Origin of the sequence: Clostridium sp. D5, from assembly GCF_000190355.1 — a bacterium.
In the GTDB taxonomy this organism is placed as follows: domain Bacteria; phylum Bacillota; class Clostridia; order Lachnospirales; family Lachnospiraceae; genus Faecalicatena; species Faecalicatena fissicatena_A.
This window is the reverse complement of record NZ_GL870814.1, coordinates 145,964-165,107: the sequence shown is the minus strand read 5'-3', so window position 1 is coordinate 165,107 and position 19,144 is coordinate 145,964. Positions and strand designations below refer to the sequence as shown.

The following is a 19,144-nucleotide window of genomic DNA, read 5'->3' as shown; positions in this document are numbered from 1 at the left end:
GAAAGCCCTATAATATATATTCGACAAAACTTTCTGATTTCCTTTAATTTTTCCACGCTTCCGGCACAAAAAATTCTTCATATTTTTTAACCGCGTAATTATCTGTCATTCCCGCTATGTAATCACATACCACCTGTTCCCGGCAGCTGCCTGTCTTGTCAATTGCACGCAGGTACTGCTCGGGAAGCTGCTCGAGGTGATGGATATAATAATCATATAACTGCTCTATCAGGCGGACCGCCTTGTCTTCTTCTCCTTTTGCCTTCGGATTCATATACACGTTATCAAACATATACTTCCTAAGGCCTATCATTGCATTTTCCACCTCTTCGGACATAATAATAGCCGGTTTATCCATGCTGTGGATGATAACGTCATGCACCATGGTATTCAGACGTTCTTTACTGGTATTGCCGAGAATCCTGCGGTATTTTGACGGAATATCTTCCTCCACCAGAATACCGCCCCGGATTGCATCATCAATATCATGGTTGATATATGCAATCTTATCCGACAGGCGCAGTACCTGCCCCTCCAGAGTATGAGGCTCTCCCGATGTGGGGTGATTCAGTATCCCGTCCAGCACTTCCCAGGTCAGATTCAGGCCGGCCCCCTGTTTCTCGACACACTCTACAACCCTCACACTCTGTTTATTATGGGAAAAATGATAGACATTGTTCAGAGCACGCTCTCCGGCATGGCCAAAGGGTGTATGCCCCAGATCATGCCCCAGTGCGATTGCCTCAACCAGATCTTCATTCAGCCTGAGGGCTTTTGCGATTGTTCTTGCATTCTGAGAAACTTCCAGTGTATGCGTCAGCCTGGTTCTGTAATGATCCCCTTTGGGAAGAAGAAAAACCTGTGTCTTCTGCTTCAGCCGCCTGAAGGACTTACAATGCAGTATGCGGTCCCTGTCGCGCTGAAACACGGGCCGGATATCACATTCCGGCTCCGTCTTTCTTCTGCCCTTTGAATTTCTACTGAATGTTGCATAAGGGCTTAAATATTCCAGTTCTCGTTCTTCCAGCTGCTCTCTGATTGTCATAGGCCTATTCCTCACACTGAATACTGACTGCAGGTGACAAAACTTATACCTTATTCTGCAGCTGTGCTGCAGACCCGCCCGTATGGGCATGAGTTACGGGGTGCCCTTTGGGTATACCTTATTCTGCAGCTGTGCTGCAGATCCGCCCGTATGGGCATGGATTACGGGGTGCCCTTTGGGTATACCTTAAAAAGATAATATGAATCTATATATAATATATTCTGTGTTTTCATTTTATTTCCTTTTTATTGTTATTTCAGGCGTTTTTCAATGGCCTGCACCACCATCTCCAGTACTTTTATACGGGCATAATACTTGTCGTTTGCCTCAACTACAACCCATGGAGCGTATTCCGTTGACGTGCGTATCAGCATCTCATTGACGGCTTCCTGATACTGATCCCACTTCTCTCTGTTCCTCCAGTCTTCATCTGTAATCTTCCACTGTTTCTGCGGATTTTCCTGACGGGCTTTGAAACGGCGCTCCTGCTCCTCCTTATCGATCTGCATCCAGAATTTCATAACAATTGCGCCTGCATCAGCCAGATCTTTCTCCATATCGTTCATTTCTTTATAGGCCCGCTGCCATTCCTGCTTCGTGCAGAACCCCTCGATCCGCTCAACCATAACGCGTCCGTACCAGGTACGGTCGAATATTGCAATGTGTCCGGCCTTGGGCATGGCTCTCCAGAATCTCCATAGATAATGATGGGCTTTTTCAATATCATTGGGGGATGCCGTAGGATTTACCACGAAACCTCTCGGATCCATCCTGGCAGTGAGGCGTTTGATTGCACCGCCTTTGCCGCCCGCATCCCAGCCTTCAAAACCGAGCACGACAGGAATCCTTCTGCGGTATAGTTCTCCGTGGAGAAGACTCATTTTTTTCTGCAGCTTCTTCAGCTTCTCCTTATATTCCTTTCTGGTAAGGCTCAGACTTAAGTCTGCCCTTGCAAGAACAGACTCCTGCAGTTCTTTTTCATCGATTTCCTGCTTTGGCGCTTCTGTACCTGCCAAGGCCTCCTCGTCCATCTCCGCTATTGCTTCTGCCGCTTTTTCCCTGGCTCTTGCCTTTTTGGCTTTTTCCAGCTCTTCTTCAAGGGCTTTGATGACAACGGTATAAATCTTTACTGTAGCAAATTCTCTGTCCATCGCCTCAATGATTGTCCACGGTGCATAATCCGTATCGGTAATCTGCAGCATCTCCTCGATCATCTGCGTGTATTCCCGATACTTTACGTTGCGTTCCAGATCGCCCTGGCTTACCCGCCATGCAGTCTCCCTGGACTTTTTAAGCCCATGGAAACGTTTTTTCTGTTCCTTCTGATCAATGGCAAGCAGCAGTTTGATGATGGCATAACCGTCATCAGTCAATTGCTTCTCGAAAGAGCAGATGGACTGATATGCGTCCGGGATATCTTTTTTTCTTGTTCTCTTATCAAAGCGGTCGATCAATACCTTTCTGTACCAGCTGCCGTCAAATATAGCAATCCGCCCCTTTTCCGGGGTTTTGGTCCAGAACCGCCAGAGAAAAGGGTGCATCCGCTCTTCCTCAGATTCTTCCTTTATGGCAAATACTCTGAAGCCTCTCGGATCCAGACTCTGAATCAGTTCCCCGATCTGAAGTCCTTTGCCTGCAGCTCCGTAGCCTTCAAACACAATCATTACCGGAATATTCAGGGTCTTGCACTGGCGCTGAAGCTCTCCCAGCCGGTTCTCAAGCATTGGCATTTTCGCTTTGTATTCCTCTTTTGTCATAGATTTGGTAAGGTCCACTTTTTCTAACATAATTTTTTCCTCCCGTCCGTTACTGCTATTAGTATTCACGAGTCAGATCATTTATAAACGCCGGCATCTTCAGACTATTATAAACACCGATTTTATGCTGATTATTATACCACATTCTTGTCATATATTGTTGAAAATGGTATACTTTATTATGTGACTTGCCGCAGATCCGCCCGCAGGGCGTGCGTTGCATGATGCCCTTAGGTATACATCAGCAGGCAACACTATTTCTGGTTATTTTCTCCAATCTTTATGATAATATCAAAATACTTAATTTTGAGAAAGGGATTCCCATCTATGAAAACACGAAAACATCTTTATCTACACCTAATTCCTGTTTTTGCCTTTTCACTATGCTTATCTCTTCTGTTTCCTGGAATGAATGTCCGGGCAGAACGGGCCATCGATATTGCCCGAAGCAGTGGCCATCAACTGGAAGAGCGCTATCAGCCTGCAGGTTCCATTATTGTAGAGATCAATACGGGGCATGTTCTGTGGCAGGAAAATCCCCAGATATCCTGGGAGCCGGCCAGCATGTCCAAATTAATGACGATACTTCTGGCCTACGATGCCATTCAGGAAGGTGAATTTTCATTGGACACCCAGGTTCCTGTCACTGACAAATATCTGGATATAGCCGGCAGGTATTCACTGAGCAACAACAAGATGCTGGCCGGAGCTTCCTATACTGTAGCGGAATTAATCGACCTGATCATTGTACCCTCTTCCGCTGCCGCGACTTATATGCTCGCAGATCTGATTGAGCCAGACCCGGACAAATTCGTCACCCTTCTGAACGAAAGGGCCTCCTCTCTTGGAATGAAAAATACCCGGTATTACAACCCTGTCGGAGTGCCCAACGAACTCCTGGTTCCCTACCAGCCTGTCAATGCCTCCCTTACGGATGTGAATGTCACAACACCGGAGGATTATGCCCTGCTGTGCTGTTATTTTGTGAAAACTTATCCTGATATCCTAAATCATACAAAACACCCTAAAATTGTGATAAAAGAAGGAACTCCATACGAAGAGAAATTTGATACATACCAGTATTCGCTCGAAGGCGCCAAATATTCTCTGAAAGGAACCGATGGATTAAAGACCGGTTCCAATCAAAACGGTTTCAACTATTCTTCCACTGCACTGCGCGGAAACACCCGTCTTGTGGAGATTGTAATGGGTGTTTCAAAGTGGGAGGATCAGGCAGGTGAGGAAATGCGCCATCTCATTGGCAATGCCATTATGGAACAGGCCTTTCAAAATTTCGAGTACCGGAAAGTACTGGAAAAAGGTATCCATACGATTAATAATAAGAAAATTGAGGTTAAAAAAGACCTGTGGGACTGTGTACCCAAAAGCACTAATCTTTCATTTAACCTGGACAACGGTAAGGTATCTGTAAATTCAAAAAGAGAATTTCTGCCCGGATATCAAACTCCTGCCGTTTCATATGAAGCTGCCCCGATTCTTTCCGGGCGCACAGGTTCCTGGTTTACTATAGTACTAAAAGTTCTGCTTCTCATTATTATAATTCTCCTGTTACTGGGATGCCTTCGTTTCTATTATGTGATACTTCAGAAGAAAAAACGCCGGAAAAGACGAATGGAACGCAGAAAACAGCAGAATATCCGATCACTGCAGGATAAAGATCATTAAACGGTTTATTAAAAGGAACAAAGCTGCAATCTTTCAAAGGAGACATAACTATGACTGACATACAGTATTCAACTGCCAGCTTTTTACATTCGGCTCTTAGATCCTCTGAGCAGCTCGTGTATTTGACATCCGCCACTTTTGGGACAGACTGGGAGTACACGCTTCATTCCCACAGTTTTGCAGAAGTATTTTTTGTCACATCCGGGGAAGGTATTTTCTGTGCCAATGATGCAGAAGTGCCAATCCATGAGAATTCTCTGGTACTAATCAATCCCGGCACGCCTCATACAGAACGTTCCTGCGGTCCGGTGCCGCTGACCTACACGATTATGGGAATTGACAATCTTTTCTTTCAGTTCCTGGATAACGTTGAATTCCGTTTCCATGCTTATGCGCTTGAGGAGTATGGAGTTACTGTTATTCCGATTATGAATCTGATGCTGGAAGAGTTACAGAACAGACAACAGTCCTCCTTGCAGATCTGCCAGCATTATCTGTCTGTATTTTTTCTGAAGGTGCAGCGCATCATCGGCGACCGTCTGGCCCTTTACTCCGCCAGCCACTTTCCGCCAGAATGTGCCGCCGTGAAAGACTATATTAAGCTCCATTATTCAGAGGATATCACACTGGATACCCTTGCCGATTTTTCCGGTTTTAATAAGTATTACCTGTCCCGCATGTTCTCCAAGACATATGGGGTTGCTCCGATCAACTATCTTTTGGAAAGAAGGATACTGAACAGCGAAGAACTGCTCAAAACAACCGATCTCAGTATAAGCCAGATATCCCGGCTGGTCGGATTCTCCTCTGCCAATTACTTTTCCCAATCTTTCAAAAGATATACCGGAATGACACCTCTCTCCTACCGGGAAACACATATTGTATAACCTTTCGGGCAAAAAGAAGACATGGTGCAGTGTTTTTAGGGAAATACGAGCACAAAAGCCATACCGTCATTTAGCTTTTCAGCAAATATTTCCCCTCCCATCTTCCGCATAATCTCACGACAGATATAGAGTCCCAGACCGTTCCCCTTCTTTCCACCGCTGTTTTCGGCGCGGTAAAAGCTCTCAAAAATATGATTAAATTCATTATCTGTCACTGGAATGCCCGTATTAAATATACGGATCAGCTGGCAGTAATCTTCTTCGCAGAAGGTAATCTCAATTTTCCTGCCGTCTCCATATTTAAATGCATTCTCAAATATATTTTCAAACACCTCCAGGGATCTTTCCAGATCGCCTTTCAGAAGACGGTTCTCATAAGCGTTCACGTTCAGTTCCAGAAGACGGATACTGCACTTTTCCTGATAAGTATCCAGAGCTCTGGTAACCAGCTCTTCCAGATAAAATTCCCCTTTTTTAACGGAAATATCCAGGATGTCCTCGCGGGTATTTTTCATAATTTCCTCAACGTAGCGCTCAATCTCCTCCGCTTTTGCTTCGATCTGACAGACTGCATGCCTCTTCTGCTCCTCCGTTTTATATAATTCCTCCTCCAGAGCCCTCCCGCAGAGACGAATGGTGTTAAGAGGGGTTTTGATGTCATGTGAAAGGGATAACAGGAGCAGCTTTTTCTCCCGCTGCAGTTCCAGCTCCCTCTTTTTCGTCACCTCCAGTGTATCTTTAAGCTGGCCGATCCCCAGCATAAATCTGCCGAAGAATCTGCTTTTTTCTTCCTTAACTTCCCCTTTGAAATGCCCCTGTGCCAGTTCATATGTGAGACTGCTCATCCTCTGAAAGGGCCGTATGAGCTGATATTTCAAATAGAAAAGAATTCCCAGCAAAAACAGCTCCATTAGTCCAAGGGCAAATTGCGTTAACAGGATAATCCTTCGTTGATTTAACTCAGGCCTGTGATAATCGAAACGCAGGAATCCCGCGAATCTTCCGTCTGTGTAAAGGGGCGAAAATTCCATTTCCCCTGAGCCACTGCCACCGTAAAATTCTAATGTTATGTCCTCATGATCCAGCTCATCCAACGGCAGGTAACTCACCTCGCGGACATATTTATAAGAACGCAAATCAAGCTTATCCAGAGAAATCCCCCCGGATAAGCTGCTGTAGATACGGTTTATCTCGACCTTATATGCCTTTTCCCTTTCTGCCGTCTCCCTGTATGATGCGTCTGCTATCCCCAGTGCGGCCAGCAGATACAGCATTACAGAAAGAACAATAAGCCTGTTATACTTCTTCATAACGGTAGCCTACTCCCCAGACTGTCTGAATTCGCTTTGCTTCCCTAGGGTTATCCTCAATCTTACTCCTGAGCATCTTAATATGCACGGTAAGAGTCTGGTTCTCGCTGAGGCTGTCCATCCCCCAGATCTGTGCAAAGATATATTCTTTTCTAAGTGTTTTCCCCTGATTTTCCAGAAACAACAGCAGAAGCTCATATTCTTTCACATTCAGCTCCAGTTCACGCCCGGCCAGATACGCCTGCCTGGCTCCGGTATCCAGGCTTATCTGGCCGGATACAAGCATATCCGATTCCTGGCGGGCTCCATAGGCGCGCTGCATCAATGCCTTAACCTTGGCGATGAGAATATCTGCATCTACAGGCTTCTCCATGTAATCATCCGCACCCAGCTCATATCCGGTCAGTTTATCATCTCTGCCCGCCCTGGCACTCATTATGAGGACAGGCAGACTCCACTTTTCTCTCACGGCACGGCAGACTGCAAATCCGTCCATTCCAGGCAGCATAATATCAAGCAGCAGCATTTTTATGGGCTGCTCCTCCATAACCTCCAGCGCTTCCTTGCCAGACACAGCCCAGCAGACAGAATATCCCTCTCTTATCAGAAAATCCCGTATCAGGACTGCCAGTTCCTCATTATCTTCCACCAGTAATATATCTTTCATGTCCTACCATCCCAATTTAATCAGCCAGTCATTTAAAGTTCTCTCCCTGGCCCTGTCCTCCTGCGCATTTTCCCGTCTTCCAAGAGTGATTTCTTCACGGATGTCTCCATCCTCAATGTACAGCACTCTGCCGCATTTTGATGCTACCTTCATATCATGGGTCACAAGCATGATCGCAGTGCCCTCTTTATTGATATGATTCAGTTCCTCCATAACCTCTATGGAATTCTGCTTATTTAATGCCCCGGTAGGCTCGTCGGCGAATATAATTCTCGGATTGTTGATCATACTGCGACAGATGCATGCGCGCTGCAGCTGCCCGCCGGATACTTCATTGATATCATTTTCTGCAATTTCGCTGATTCCCAGTTTATGCATCAGCAGTTTTGCCCTCTCATTGAGCTGCTTTCTGCCGCTCTTTGTTCTGCCTTCTGCTGTCTGATATCCCGGTAAGATTATATTATCATATACGGTCAGGTTTTTCAGCATATACATCTGCTGAAATACGAATCCCATCTCATTCAGTCGCACATCGCTCATATCACCGGCTTTCAGCGAAGTCAGTTCTTTGCCGAAAAAGTCCACCTTTCCGGCTGTTGCATTATCCATGCCGCTCACGGTGTATAAGAGCGTCGTTTTGCCGGAACCTGAAGGTCCCATAATTCCCAGCATTTCCCCATCATTGATTGTCAGATTCACATTGCGCAGAACATTGTTCTGGCGCTTATTTATAATATATGTTTTACACAAATTTGAAACTTCTAATGTCTTCATTTACCTATCCTCCTACTCCAGGTTATTGAGTTCGCGTATATTAATCTTTTTCACATTCATCGCAGCTATCACGGTTGCCAGGATAATTCCCACAAGCAGCACTCCGGGATAAACCCCGTACACCTGCCAGGGAACGACCTGGATCTCCACGTCTGCTCCCATGATAGCAAAAATAGGTTTCAGCATGAAACGGTTGGACAAAAGTGACAGCGGTACTGCAGCAATCATAGAGATGAGGGCTACCCATACCATACGCATCACCTGCCAGAGACGGATCGTTCTGCTTTGGTACCCAATGCTTTTCAGCATGGCAATCTCGCCTTTCTCCCTGACAATAAACAGGCGTTCCATCAACAGGGTAATCAGCATAATCACCGCACAGAGCATTCCGGTCATCGGAATCAGCATACTTTTGAGCGACTCCTGTATCCCGCCCACATTCCGGTCCACCACATCCTGGGCTGTTGTCCATTTATATTCCGGAAACAGTCTGCCAAGCTCTGTTACAAGTTCTGCCTGTGTCTGATCCGTTTCCATATCGACCATGATGTTCCAGTAATGGAACATTGTTTCGTTTTTCAGGTCCAGCTCTGGATTCATTCTGGCGCTCTTTCCAACCTGCATATAGTCAGAGTAGCTCCCGGTAATAATGAGCTTCTTCTGCATCCCGCCCACTTCCATTTCCACAGTATCACCTGTCTGCCAACCTTTCTCATCCATAATATATCTGGAAAACGCAACCTCATTAGGCAATTTGGGGGCTTCCCCGTCCTGATAAGAAAGAAAATCATTATTGGGACCGGATATCTGAACTGTCATAATCTTGTTCTTCCCGCTCTCCCCTTTTGATGAGTAGCTCAGGAAATAGATAGGCACTCCGGTAAGTTCGGCCTCATACCCTTTCTCAGCCAGTTCCTTTTCCACTCTCTCCATGCCTTCATCCAGCTCTGCTCTGGTTCTGTAAGCATTTTCTCCATATTGTTCTATCTTCTCAACGTAAACGGCACTGTCCGGATCCATACAGAATTTCCCTGCCATCTCATCACTCTTCATCGTGTTCAAGGTATTCAGAGGAATCGTGATCAGGATAAAACTCAGACAAAAGGTCACAATCAGAACCAGATACCTCTTTACATGGCTGGCCATATCATTGATTCCAAGAAACAGCGCTACCGGCATCCGTTTCCTGCGGTACAGGCGCAGCCCTGCCCGCCTGCTGTATCGTTCCCCGCTCTGGCCGCCTCGAATTGCACTGATTGCAGAGACCTTATTCAGCTTTCTGGTACAGGAGTAACAGAAAAACATAACCAGAATGACAATCAGCAGTGTACAGATGCCGTTCACCCACAGATTCACCCGCGTATCTTCCATAATCATATTGCTGCTGACACTGGCCACCATCATTCTGCTGACCGGAACGCTTGCACCCAGCCCCGTCAGCGCTCCTAAAACAACGATTAGAAAATATTTGATAAGGTAAATTTTTTTAATTGCAAAATTTTTCAGCCCTACGGCTTTCATAATACCGATTTCCCGGTATTCTTCCTCTATTGTAAATACAAGCGTAAAACGAAGCACCAGAAGGGCTATGAGAATCAGGCAGATTCCAATCAAAATCAGCAGCCCCGCCATAATCATGTCAAATGAATACGCCATTGTATAAATATTTTTTGTGATTGAATTCATAGAAGTTATAAACCCTTCATCGTCAAATCCGTTAACAAAATCATTCACATCCTCTACATTAACATAATAAAGGCCGATAATATCCGCATTTTCCTTCTCCGAAAAATATTTGTAATCTGCGGGGCAAATGATCATCCGGCTCATTCCTGCCATGTCACTTCCAAAAGCCGCGTCCTTAATCATCAGCTTAATGGTAAACTCTTTTTCAGAACCACCCACACTTATTTTAATCTGGTCGCCTTCTTCCAGCTTATTTTTTTCAGCCATCCCCTGACCAAGGGCTATTTCGCCTTCTTTCAGGCTGAAATCTTTCCCTTTTGTATCATATACCTTGCAGTAATCCGCATCTATCGTCCCCAGATACATGCTGGCTCCATGCGCGTTAAAAGCACTCTCCTTACCGCTCCTCTGCATCCTGATATCCTTCTCGTTCAGCATAATAACCGTATTATAGCCCCATTCTTCCACGCCAGGTGCATCTTTCTCAATCCATTTGTCGATCTGCTCTTTTTCCTGGGTGCCCGAGACGATATAATTCACATCAGGCACATTTGCATAATCCATATAGTAGTCTACTGCCGAAGACACCACCATAATATTGTTGATGCTGCTTGACAGAAAGATGGATGCAATCATGATGAACAGAAAAAGAATTATATTTACACTCTTCCTTCGCCTCAGATCCTTTTTTAATATCCTCTGTATCATGTGTTTTTCCTTCCCTTTCCTTGTTGATAAGGAAAGTATAATGTACTGTTTATTAAAAATTCCTTAAATGGGGAGATATTTGCCACTTATATTTAAATTATCATAATCTTATATAAAATTCAGCAAAATCTGTTGACATTTGCAGAAATACATAGTAGGATATCATTCGTAGCGCAATTAACAAGTACTACATTATGCGGAAGTGTCGGAACTGGCAGACGAGCAAGACTAAGGATCTTGTGAGCAATGCGCTCGTGTGGGTTCAAGTCCCATCTTCCGCAGTACGAAAGTCAGGACAAATTGGATGCAGGTTTGCATTAGTTTTGTCCTGACATTTTTATTATAGTGAGGTAAATGTAACTAAAAAGCAAGATAGGTGAATTTTTCGAATTATATGAAAAGTTTGTAAAAATCCATACAGAAAAATGGCGAAAAACTATTGACATTTGAGGAAATAAATAGTATTATATCATTCGTAGCGTGTGAACAGCAAATGAGCAGATGCTGCAAAATGCGGAAGTGTCGGAACTGGCAGACGAGCAAGACTAAGGATCTTGTGAGCAATGCGCTCGTGTGGGTTCAAGTCCCATCTTCCGCAGTATAAGAAGCCTTGCGATTGCAAGGTTTTTTGTTATTTAAGGAGAGCTTTTTCACAATTGGGAAGGCTCTTTTTATGTGTTTTAATATCAGCATGAAATATTTAAATCCTTTTGGCAGATACCAGATATGCGATTTGAATTGTTTTGAAACTGAGATTATGATAAATCTCTGCAAATTTGTAAATAGTTATTTATTGTTCCACTTCCGCCCCCTGTAAATACCGGGCTTGGAGGAAGTGGAACAATCTTATTTTTTCTATTCCATGTTACCCTCGAATTTTGGGATTCCATCAAATCCTGCCTGAAGATCTGAATCTGTAGGAATGTAATCCGTCATCTCTTTATTGTGGAATTTCTCATATGCCAGCATATCAAAATATCCGGTTCCTGTCAGACCAAACAGAATCGTCTTCTCTTCTCCTGTCTCCTTACACTTCACAGCCTCGTCAATGGCAACTTTAATTGCATGGCTGCTCTCCGGAGCCGGAAGTATTCCTTCTACCCGTGCGAACTGCTCTGCTGCCTCGAATACGGAAGTCTGCTCTACGGAACGTGCCTCCATATATCCATCGTGGTACAGCTGTGACAGAGTGGAACTCATCCCATGATATCTCAGGCCGCCAGCGTGGTTCGCGGATGGAATAAAACCGCTTCCCAGCGTATACATCTTCGCCAGAGGGCAAACCATACCGGTATCACAGAAATCATAAGCAAATACACCTCTTGTCAGACTTGGGCAGGATGCCGGCTCAACGGCGATAAACTGATAATCAGCCTCCCCTCTGAGCTTCTCGCCCATAAACGGTGAAATCAGGCCTCCCAGGTTAGATCCGCCACCCGCGCATCCGATAATAACATCTGGTTTGATTCCATATTTATCCATGGCAATCTTTGCTTCTACACCGATGATTGACTGATGGAGCAATACCTGGTTTAAAACGCTTCCCAGAACGTATCTGTATCCTTCAGAGTGTGTTGCTACTTCTACGGCCTCAGAAATCGCACACCCAAGGCTGCCTGATGTGCCCGGGTGTTCTGCCAGAATCTTCTTGCCAATCTCGGTTGTCTCTGATGGTGACGGTGTTACACTTGCCCCGTATGTGCGCATCACTTCTCTTCTGAACGGTTTCTGTTCGTAAGAGCATTTTACCATGTAAACTTTACAGTCCAGATCCAGATAGGAGCACGCCATAGAGAGGGCTGTTCCCCACTGGCCTGCGCCGGTTTCTGTTGTCACGCCTTTGAGTCCCTGATCTTTTGCGTAATAAGCCTGTGCAATAGCGGAATTCAGCTTATGGCTTCCGCTTGTATTATTTCCCTCGAACTTATAGTAAATCTTTGCCGGAGTCTGCAGCTTTTCCTCCAGGCAGTATGCCCTTACAAGAGGCGCCGGACGATACATCTTATAAAAATCCCTTATTTTCTTTGGAATCTCTATATAACGGTTATCATTATCAAGTTCCTGTTTTACCAGTTCATCACAGAACACCACACCCAGTTCTTCTGCCGTCATAGGCTTCATAGTTCCAGGATTCAGAAGCGGTCCCGGTTTGTTCTTCATATCGGCTCTGACATTGTACCACTCCTTCGGCATCTCACTCTCTTCCAGATAAATTTTGTAGGGAATCTTGTTTTCACTCATTTTATATATCTCCTTTCTTTTTTTCAGGGATAAGTTTTTTTATATGCACAAAAAATACTCCTATCCCTCACAATAAATTATTGCAGGGACAAGAGTATGAATTATCAAAACTCCTGCGGTGCCACCCAGCTTGATGCAGCGAACGCATCCTCTCATGCATACTAACATATGCCGACTTTGTTAACGGAGTACTCTCTCCGGCTCACCTACTGATACTTTCAGTTCGCCCTCAGAAGCCCATTCCCAATTGCCTCTTCCTGCCGCAATCCCACCGCCTGCAGCTCTCTGTATGGTAAGTACAAAAGGTACTTGCTCTTCCTCATAGGTTTGAGAAAACTTTACCACGTCAATTTTCAAATGTCAATACTTTTTTGGGGAAGAAATATTAATTGAGTTGGGGAGGGGACGCGAATGACAAGGCGGGACAGGCGTCTCTCCGGTCCGGGACCCTCACCGGGAAATGAGTTCTTTCCTTCCGAGCGGATGCACCAGCCTGCCGGGGAACGGGACGGGGAGCAGACGAAATCCTATGTCTGTTTGGAATACCTGTAGTGAGCTTAGCGGCAGTTAGAGGGAAAACACAAAATCAGCCGGAGAAAAGTTAATCACCAAATTAACTTTTCTGTACGCCTGAGCCGTCTACTCATCAGAGTAGGCGGTGAATGCGTACAGTGCCGGCTGATTTTGGGTTTTCCCTCTTACTGCCGCTTAGCGCAACGGGCGGTATTCCAAACAGACATAGGATTTCGTCTACTCCCCGTCCCGTTCCCCGGCAGGCGTCCCCTCCATTCACAAGGCTAAATCTCGTTCACTCAGTCCCTCTTAATAGCGGTTATGCACATCTTCGGCAAAGCACATGAAATCTTTTAATTCGATAAACATTCCGTTATCCAGTACTGCCCTTCCGCTCATCCTGCCGAATACCTGGTGCTGGTCTGAAGCGATGACCAGGGCTGATATTTTGGCTGCGCGGTCCAGTACCGGCTCGAATTCCATCTCGAACCTGCCGTCGCTGGAGGTAAAACGCCAGGGCTTCATATAATCGTCCTGTATGTGAAATGTGACATCGTCCAGTTTATGGCATGTGCCGTCATAGAACAGCATGTTTTCTGTTGCCGCAGACGTGTCCCCGAATCCGTATCCTATATTAAAGCCAAAGGGTCTTCCGCCCACTGTTCCGTTTCCTGAACCCCAGTACCAGCGGTTGTCATAGGTCCATACACCACGCCCCCAGTCCAGAGTTCCGTAATCTGTGTCAGGATTGAACCAGTAGGTAACTTCGTCAAAGGTAACAGAACCTTCCGCCCGCATGCAGTTTATCTTCTGGTTGTAATAAAATGCTGTTTTTTTCTCTTTCCATGGTGTGGCAATGACCATCGTATCCATCGGCGGCTGGGAAAGTGTTATCTCGCAGTAAAGGGGCTTTCCATTCCAAAAGTCTTTGAAATCACAAGTGATGACACGCCGTCCCGGTTCTACGCCAAATTCCATCTTCAGCCGTTTATCTTTATACCGGATATTGCCCTCTGTCGACGTAGACGGCATTTTCATCTTTCCCATGGGAAATTTATTCAAAATTGTCTCGGTGTGTTCCCATCCTTCTTTGAAATTCAACAGAGAGACTGACTGAAGGCCTATATAGCCGTCGGCTGACAGTGTAAATGCCGCCGCAAAGTCCTGGTTCAGAACAAGGTAATAATCCCATTCCTTTATCCGCATACTGGGGGCTTTGATCTGGTTTCTGTCGTATTCCTGGATGAGCTGCCTGGACCATCCAGGTTCCCTCAGGCTTCCGTCTTCATTTAATAAAGGCTGTTTTGTTGTAACTTCATGGTTTCTCATGCAAACATCTCCTGTCCATCCAAATTTCTGAAGCAGCCATATCAACTAAGAAAAAGAGGTTCTCGTGTAACCGTATCCGTGACGCCGCATCGAAGTTCTTTCACCGATAAAAAAAGAAAAAGCCCGAATCCCCAAGGGGACTGGGCTTCATAGTATTATTTTACTATGCAATCTTTGCTTTTGCAACCTCTGCCAGTGTAGCGAATCCTTCTTTGTCGCTTACTGCCAGTTCAGCCAGCATCTTTCTGTTCATATCAACTTCAGCCAGCTTCAGTCCGTGCATGAACTTGCTGTATGACAGGCCGTTCATTCTTGCAGCAGCATTGATACGTGCGATCCATAACTGTCTCATCTGACGTTTGCGCTGTTTTCTACCTGCATATGATGATGTAAGTGCTCTCATTACAGACTGTTTTGCAACTCTGTACTGTTTGGAGCGTGCTCCTCTGTATCCTTTAGCTAACTTTAATGTTCTGTTATGTTTTTTTCTAGCGTTCATTCCGCCTTTAATTCTTGCCATTTCTTAATCCTCCTTCATCAACTTCCAAATCTTACAGATATGGTAATACTTTCTTCATGTTTTTTACATTGGTAGCATCTGTGATAGCCGGGTGTCTGAGATTTCTTTTTCTCTTCGTAGACTTCTTTGTTAAGATATGGCTCTTGTATGCTTTATTTCTTTTCAGTTTCCCTGTACCTGTTACTTTGAAGCGCTTTGCTGCCGCTCTATTAGTTTTGATTTTTGGCATGATAAATTTCCTCCTTCATTGTGCGTTTACTGAGTGTATGGACACCCGTAATAATTTATTTTTAACGTTTTTCAGTTAAAACCATGCTCATACTTCTTCCTTCAAGCTTCGCCGGTTTCTCAATAACCGCAATATCCAAAAGTTCTTTTGCAAAATCGTCCAGGATGTGCCTGCTCTGCTGGATATGTGCCATCTCTCTTCCGCGGAAACGAAGCGTCACTTTCACTTTGTTGCCCTTTGCGATGAACTTCTTCGCATTGTTAACCTTAGTATTCAGGTCATTTGTATCAATATTAGGTGACAGACGTACTTCCTTTAAGTCGACAGTTTTCTGCTTTTTCTTGGCTTCTTTATCCTTACGTGTCTGCTCGTATTTATATTTGCCATAATCAATAATCTTGCAGACCGGCGGTTTCGCCATCGGTGCAATCTTCACCAAATCAAGTTCAGCATCCATGGCCATTTTCAGGGCTTCTCTGGATGACATAATTCCTAACTGTTCCCCATCCTCACTAACCAGACGAACTTCCTTGTCTCTGATCTGCTCGTTAATCATTAAATCGCTAATTGTCGTATACCTCCGTCAAATGAATTTCCTTTAGGTTCTTCCATGAGAGCAATAAAAAACGAGTGAATCCTATCCACCCGTATATCGACACGCACAGTCCACGAACTGTGTGAATGCTTCAATATCAAACCAATAGTCACTCAATTGTGCTATGGTGAGAGTGGATGCTCTACTTTGTTTTTTGCCTCACGCAGGTTATAATTTACCACATTTTCAGATAAATGTCAATACATTTCCTCTTAATTTTTTCTTTGAACTATGTTATAATATTGCTACTTTTACAGAAATGAGGAATAACTATGAGTAGTTTACAGCAAAATCAGGCTAAGGGCAAGCCCTCTGAAGACAAATTCAAAAATAAATGGGGATTTATTATCGCCTGTATCGGAAGTTCCGTCGGAATGGCCAATATCTGGCTCTTTCCCTACCGGATCGGGGAATTCGGAGGCTTTGCTTTTTTAATACCCTATATCCTGTTTGTCGTACTGATTGGGCTCACCGGCGTGATCGGTGAGATGGCGTTCGGCCGTGCTATGCAGTCCGGACCGCTTGGTGCCTTCAAAAAAGGATTTGAACAGAGAAATGCTCCGGGGATCGGCAGCTTGATCGGACTGATTCCGGTCATCGGATCTTTGGGGATTGCCATCGGGTACAGTGTTGTCATCGGATGGATCCTGCGATTTCTTTTTTCTTCTATAACAGGAGATATTTTAGGAAACCAGGAGCCTGGGGAAGTCTTTGGAACACTGGCACAGAATTTTGGGAGTATTCCCTGGCACTTTCTGGGTCTGCTGATCGTCCTGATTTGTATGTCTTTTGGTATTTCACATGGAATCGAAAAAATCAATAAGGTCATGATGCCTGCATTCTTTATCCTGTTTGTCTTTCTGGCGGTCCGCGTAGCTATGCTTCCCGGAGCCTTTTCCGGGTACTCCTACTTATTTAAACCAGACTGGGGCGCTATGGCCAATCCAAGAACCTGGGTTTACGCCATGGGACAGGCGTTCTTTTCGCTTTCTCTGGCAGGAAGCGGTACTGTCGTATACGGCAGCTACCTGAAAAAGGATGTGGATATCATCAGCTGCGCAAAAAATGTGGCGGTTTTTGATACACTTGCCGCCCTCCTGGCGGGAATTGTCATTATTCCTGCAGTATTCGCATATGGAATGTCGCCAAATTCCGGGCCGGGCCTTCTGTTTGTTACGATCCCTGCCGTGATCAGAAGCCTGCCCTTCGGACGGTTGTTTGCCATTATATTCTTTTTTGCAGTACTCTGTGCAGGTGTCACCTCCCTGATGAATCTTCTGGAAAGTCCGGTGGAAGCACTGCAGAGCAGATTCGGGCTTTCCAGGGTAAAATCCATCATTATCATCGGCGTGATCACACTTGGCGTTGGTGTTTTTGTGGAAGGGGATCTGCTCAGCAGCTGGATGGATACCATCTCAATCTATGTCATACCGCTTGGCGCTCTTCTGGCTGGTATTACCATGTTCTGGGTCTGCCGCAAAGGTTTTGCCCGCGAATCCGTCCAGACGGGCAGAAGCAGAAAGGTAGGCAGATGGTTCGAACCCATGACCCGATACGTGTTCTGCGGAGTTGCTGTTCTTGTATATATTCTGGGGATTTTTTATGGTGGAATTGGCTGATTCCACTTGAAAATCACTCACCCTCATGTCATAATATATCTATTCGTGTCTAAATATTACGGGTGAGAATTGAGGAGGTTTTTTTAAGATGGACGAAAACAGAAGTAATTTTACAAGCAAGATCGGATTTATACTGGCTGCCGCCGGTTCTGCTGTAGGACTGGGAAACATATGGCGTTTCCCCTATCTCGTAGCCAAATACGGGGGAGGAACTTTTTTATTATGTTATATTATACTTGCTATAACTTTCGGTTTTACTCTTATGGTAGCAGAAATTGCCATCGGCCGTAAAACAGGTCTGAGTGCAATCGGTGCTTTCAAGAAACTGGACAGGCATTTCGGATTTCTGGGAGTTTTGGCTGCTATTGTACCGATCATCATTTTACCGTACTATTCCGTTATCGGCGGTTGGGTTATTAAATACTTTGCCACTTTTATCACTGGGGGAACAAAAGCTGCTGCGGGGGATGACTACTTCAGCAATTTTATCGGCGGAGTGCAGAGCCCGCTTTTCTGGTTCGCACTGTTTGTAGTATTCACAGCAGTTGTTGTTATCTTAGGCGTTGAAAAAGGTATTGAAACTGTCAGCAAGTTCCTGATGCCAATACTCGTTGTCCTGACCGTTGGTATCTCTATTTATGTTTTGACAATGGATGGAGCCATTGAAGGACTTAAATATTACATTATGCCCCACATGTCCGACTTTTCGGTCAAGACGCTCCTGGCGGCCATGGGACAGCTCTTCTATTCCATGTCTCTGGCAATGGGAATTATGATTACCTACGGCTCTTACATGAAGAAGTCAACCAGTCTGGAGGGCGCTGTACGCCAGATCGAAATATTTGATACCGGTATTGCATTCTTTGCCGGACTTATGATCGTTCCTGCAGTATTCATTTTCTCCGGCGGAGATCAGTCTGCGCTCAGCGCAGGACCGGGACTAATGTTCATCACACTCCCCAAAGTATTTGCCAGCATGCCGATGGGCGGTTTTGTCGGAACATTTTTCTTTGTACTTGTATTCTTTGCTGCAGTAACCTCAGCCATTTCATTGATGGAAACAATTGTATCTATATTTATGGACAGATTCAAATGGACAAGAAAGTTTACCTGTATTATAGTCGTAATCTATGTACTGCTGATGGGAATCCCGTCCTCTCTTGGTTTTGGAGTCTGGGATTTTATACAGCCAATCGGAATGTCCATACTGGACTTCTGGGACTTCATGAGCAACAGCGTCCTGATGCCGATTGTTGCACTCTTCACATGTATCTTCGTAGGTTTCTTTATCAAGCCTAAAGCCATCATCGAAGAGGCATGCGTAGAAGGGGCGGGCTTTAAAAGCAAAAAACTCTTCACAGTCATGATAAAATGGATCGCACCGATTCTGTTGGTATTGATCCTCGTAAGCTCCGTAATGAATGCCTTAGGGATCATTAGTCTGTAGGGAAGGATGTTTTGTTCAGAAGGGGCGCTAAGTGAAAGGCTGACATGGGGTCCTGCGGGGCTGTGCATGCCATTTCTGTTGGCGGCCGTTTGTGAAGAAGCCGTAGGAGAAAAAACAGGGAACATGGAGGG

General features: G+C 45.1%; 17 protein-coding genes and 2 tRNA genes. 7 read left to right on the top strand and 12 right to left on the bottom strand.

All coding sequences use genetic code 11. From position 1 onward, the window contains the following. Positions 1–43 precede the first annotated feature (43 nt). Positions 44–1,045 carry a deoxyguanosinetriphosphate triphosphohydrolase gene (locus HMPREF0240_RS14315; protein WP_009004135.1) on the bottom strand — a complete coding sequence of 334 codons (1,002 nt, stop codon included), beginning with the start codon at positions 1,043–1,045 and terminating at the stop codon, positions 44–46. A gap of 251 nt (positions 1,046–1,296) precedes the next feature. Then, a complete protein-coding gene (gene pap / locus HMPREF0240_RS14310; protein WP_009004134.1) occupies positions 1,297–2,832 on the bottom strand; it encodes a polyphosphate:AMP phosphotransferase in 1,536 nt (511 codons plus the stop codon). A 297-nt stretch (positions 2,833–3,129) separates the two neighbouring features. Between pap and HMPREF0240_RS14305 the strand changes: the two genes are divergently transcribed. Both HMPREF0240_RS14305 and HMPREF0240_RS14300 read left to right on the top strand, forming a co-directional pair. Next, positions 3,130–4,488 carry a DUF1958 domain-containing protein gene (locus HMPREF0240_RS14305; RefSeq protein ID WP_148486348.1) on the top strand — a complete coding sequence of 453 codons (1,359 nt, stop codon included), beginning with the start codon at positions 3,130–3,132 and terminating at the stop codon, positions 4,486–4,488. Between the two features lie 50 nt (positions 4,489–4,538). Then, on the top strand, positions 4,539–5,375 hold the full coding sequence (locus HMPREF0240_RS14300; protein WP_009004132.1) for an AraC family transcriptional regulator: 837 nt from the start codon (positions 4,539–4,541) through the stop codon (positions 5,373–5,375). Positions 5,376–5,410: 35 nt separating this feature from the next. Here the strand turns inward: HMPREF0240_RS14300 and HMPREF0240_RS14295 are convergent, their stop codons facing one another. The 4 genes from HMPREF0240_RS14295 to HMPREF0240_RS14280 are packed head-to-tail and all read right to left on the bottom strand — an operon-like array spanning position 5,411 to position 10,520. Further along, a complete protein-coding gene (locus HMPREF0240_RS14295) occupies positions 5,411–6,685 on the bottom strand; it encodes a HAMP domain-containing sensor histidine kinase (protein ID WP_009004131.1) in 1,275 nt (424 codons plus the stop codon). After that, complete coding sequence (locus HMPREF0240_RS14290; RefSeq protein ID WP_009004130.1) at positions 6,672–7,352, bottom strand: response regulator transcription factor; 681 nt, start codon at positions 7,350–7,352, stop codon at positions 6,672–6,674. Before HMPREF0240_RS14290 ends, HMPREF0240_RS14295 begins: the two co-directional genes overlap by 14 nt. Before the next feature lie 3 nt (positions 7,353–7,355). Next, positions 7,356–8,126 carry an ABC transporter ATP-binding protein gene (locus tag HMPREF0240_RS14285; RefSeq protein WP_009004129.1) on the bottom strand — a complete coding sequence of 257 codons (771 nt, stop codon included), beginning with the start codon at positions 8,124–8,126 and terminating at the stop codon, positions 7,356–7,358. A 12-nt stretch (positions 8,127–8,138) separates the two neighbouring features. Next, complete coding sequence (locus tag HMPREF0240_RS14280) at positions 8,139–10,520, bottom strand: FtsX-like permease family protein (RefSeq protein ID WP_009004128.1); 2,382 nt, start codon at positions 10,518–10,520, stop codon at positions 8,139–8,141. Positions 10,521–10,716: 196 nt separating this feature from the next. Between HMPREF0240_RS14280 and HMPREF0240_RS14275 the strand changes: the two genes are divergently transcribed. Continuing rightward, positions 10,717–10,801: transfer RNA gene (locus HMPREF0240_RS14275), tRNA-Leu, on the top strand. Between the two features lie 232 nt (positions 10,802–11,033). Further along, positions 11,034–11,118 (top strand) — tRNA-Leu (locus HMPREF0240_RS14270). A gap of 257 nt (positions 11,119–11,375) precedes the next feature. Here the strand turns inward: HMPREF0240_RS14270 and HMPREF0240_RS14265 are convergent. Next, positions 11,376–12,761, bottom strand: coding sequence for a TrpB-like pyridoxal phosphate-dependent enzyme (locus tag HMPREF0240_RS14265; RefSeq protein WP_009004127.1), 1,386 nt, complete (start codon positions 12,759–12,761; stop codon positions 11,376–11,378). Between the two features lie 180 nt (positions 12,762–12,941). Continuing rightward, positions 12,942–13,118: a hypothetical protein gene (locus tag HMPREF0240_RS24435; RefSeq protein ID WP_009004126.1), complete on the bottom strand. Its 177-nt coding sequence runs from the start codon at positions 13,116–13,118 to the stop codon at positions 12,942–12,944. Positions 13,119–13,172: 54 nt separating this feature from the next. Between HMPREF0240_RS24435 and HMPREF0240_RS24430 the strand changes: the two genes are divergently transcribed. Further along, the gene (locus tag HMPREF0240_RS24430) at positions 13,173–13,313 is read left to right on the top strand and encodes a hypothetical protein (protein WP_157134251.1); all 141 of its coding nucleotides are present in this window, start codon (positions 13,173–13,175) and stop codon (positions 13,311–13,313) included. 270 nt (positions 13,314–13,583) lie between these two features. Here the strand turns inward: HMPREF0240_RS24430 and HMPREF0240_RS14260 are convergent, their stop codons facing one another. The 4 genes from HMPREF0240_RS14260 to infC form a co-directional block, all read right to left on the bottom strand. Next, on the bottom strand, positions 13,584–14,603 hold the full coding sequence (locus tag HMPREF0240_RS14260) for a DUF2804 domain-containing protein (RefSeq protein ID WP_009004125.1): 1,020 nt from the start codon (positions 14,601–14,603) through the stop codon (positions 13,584–13,586). 163 nt (positions 14,604–14,766) lie between these two features. After that, positions 14,767–15,123, bottom strand: coding sequence for a 50S ribosomal protein L20 (gene rplT / locus HMPREF0240_RS14255; RefSeq protein WP_009004124.1), 357 nt, complete (start codon positions 15,121–15,123; stop codon positions 14,767–14,769). Positions 15,124–15,154: 31 nt separating this feature from the next. Beyond that, the gene (gene rpmI / locus HMPREF0240_RS14250) at positions 15,155–15,352 is read right to left on the bottom strand and encodes a 50S ribosomal protein L35 (RefSeq protein ID WP_009004123.1); all 198 of its coding nucleotides are present in this window, start codon (positions 15,350–15,352) and stop codon (positions 15,155–15,157) included. Positions 15,353–15,413: 61 nt separating this feature from the next. After that, a complete protein-coding gene (infC, locus tag HMPREF0240_RS14245) occupies positions 15,414–15,908 on the bottom strand; it encodes a translation initiation factor IF-3 (RefSeq protein WP_009004122.1) in 495 nt (164 codons plus the stop codon). A 311-nt stretch (positions 15,909–16,219) separates the two neighbouring features. Here infC and HMPREF0240_RS14240 point away from each other — a divergent pair, with 311 nt between their 5' ends. Together HMPREF0240_RS14240 and HMPREF0240_RS14235 are read left to right on the top strand one after the other, a co-directional pair. Next, positions 16,220–17,566 carry a sodium-dependent transporter gene (locus HMPREF0240_RS14240; protein ID WP_009004121.1) on the top strand — a complete coding sequence of 449 codons (1,347 nt, stop codon included), beginning with the start codon at positions 16,220–16,222 and terminating at the stop codon, positions 17,564–17,566. An 88-nt stretch (positions 17,567–17,654) separates the two neighbouring features. Then, positions 17,655–19,013: a sodium-dependent transporter gene (locus HMPREF0240_RS14235; RefSeq protein ID WP_009004120.1), complete on the top strand. Its 1,359-nt coding sequence runs from the start codon at positions 17,655–17,657 to the stop codon at positions 19,011–19,013. The last annotated feature ends 131 nt before the right edge of the window (positions 19,014–19,144 follow it).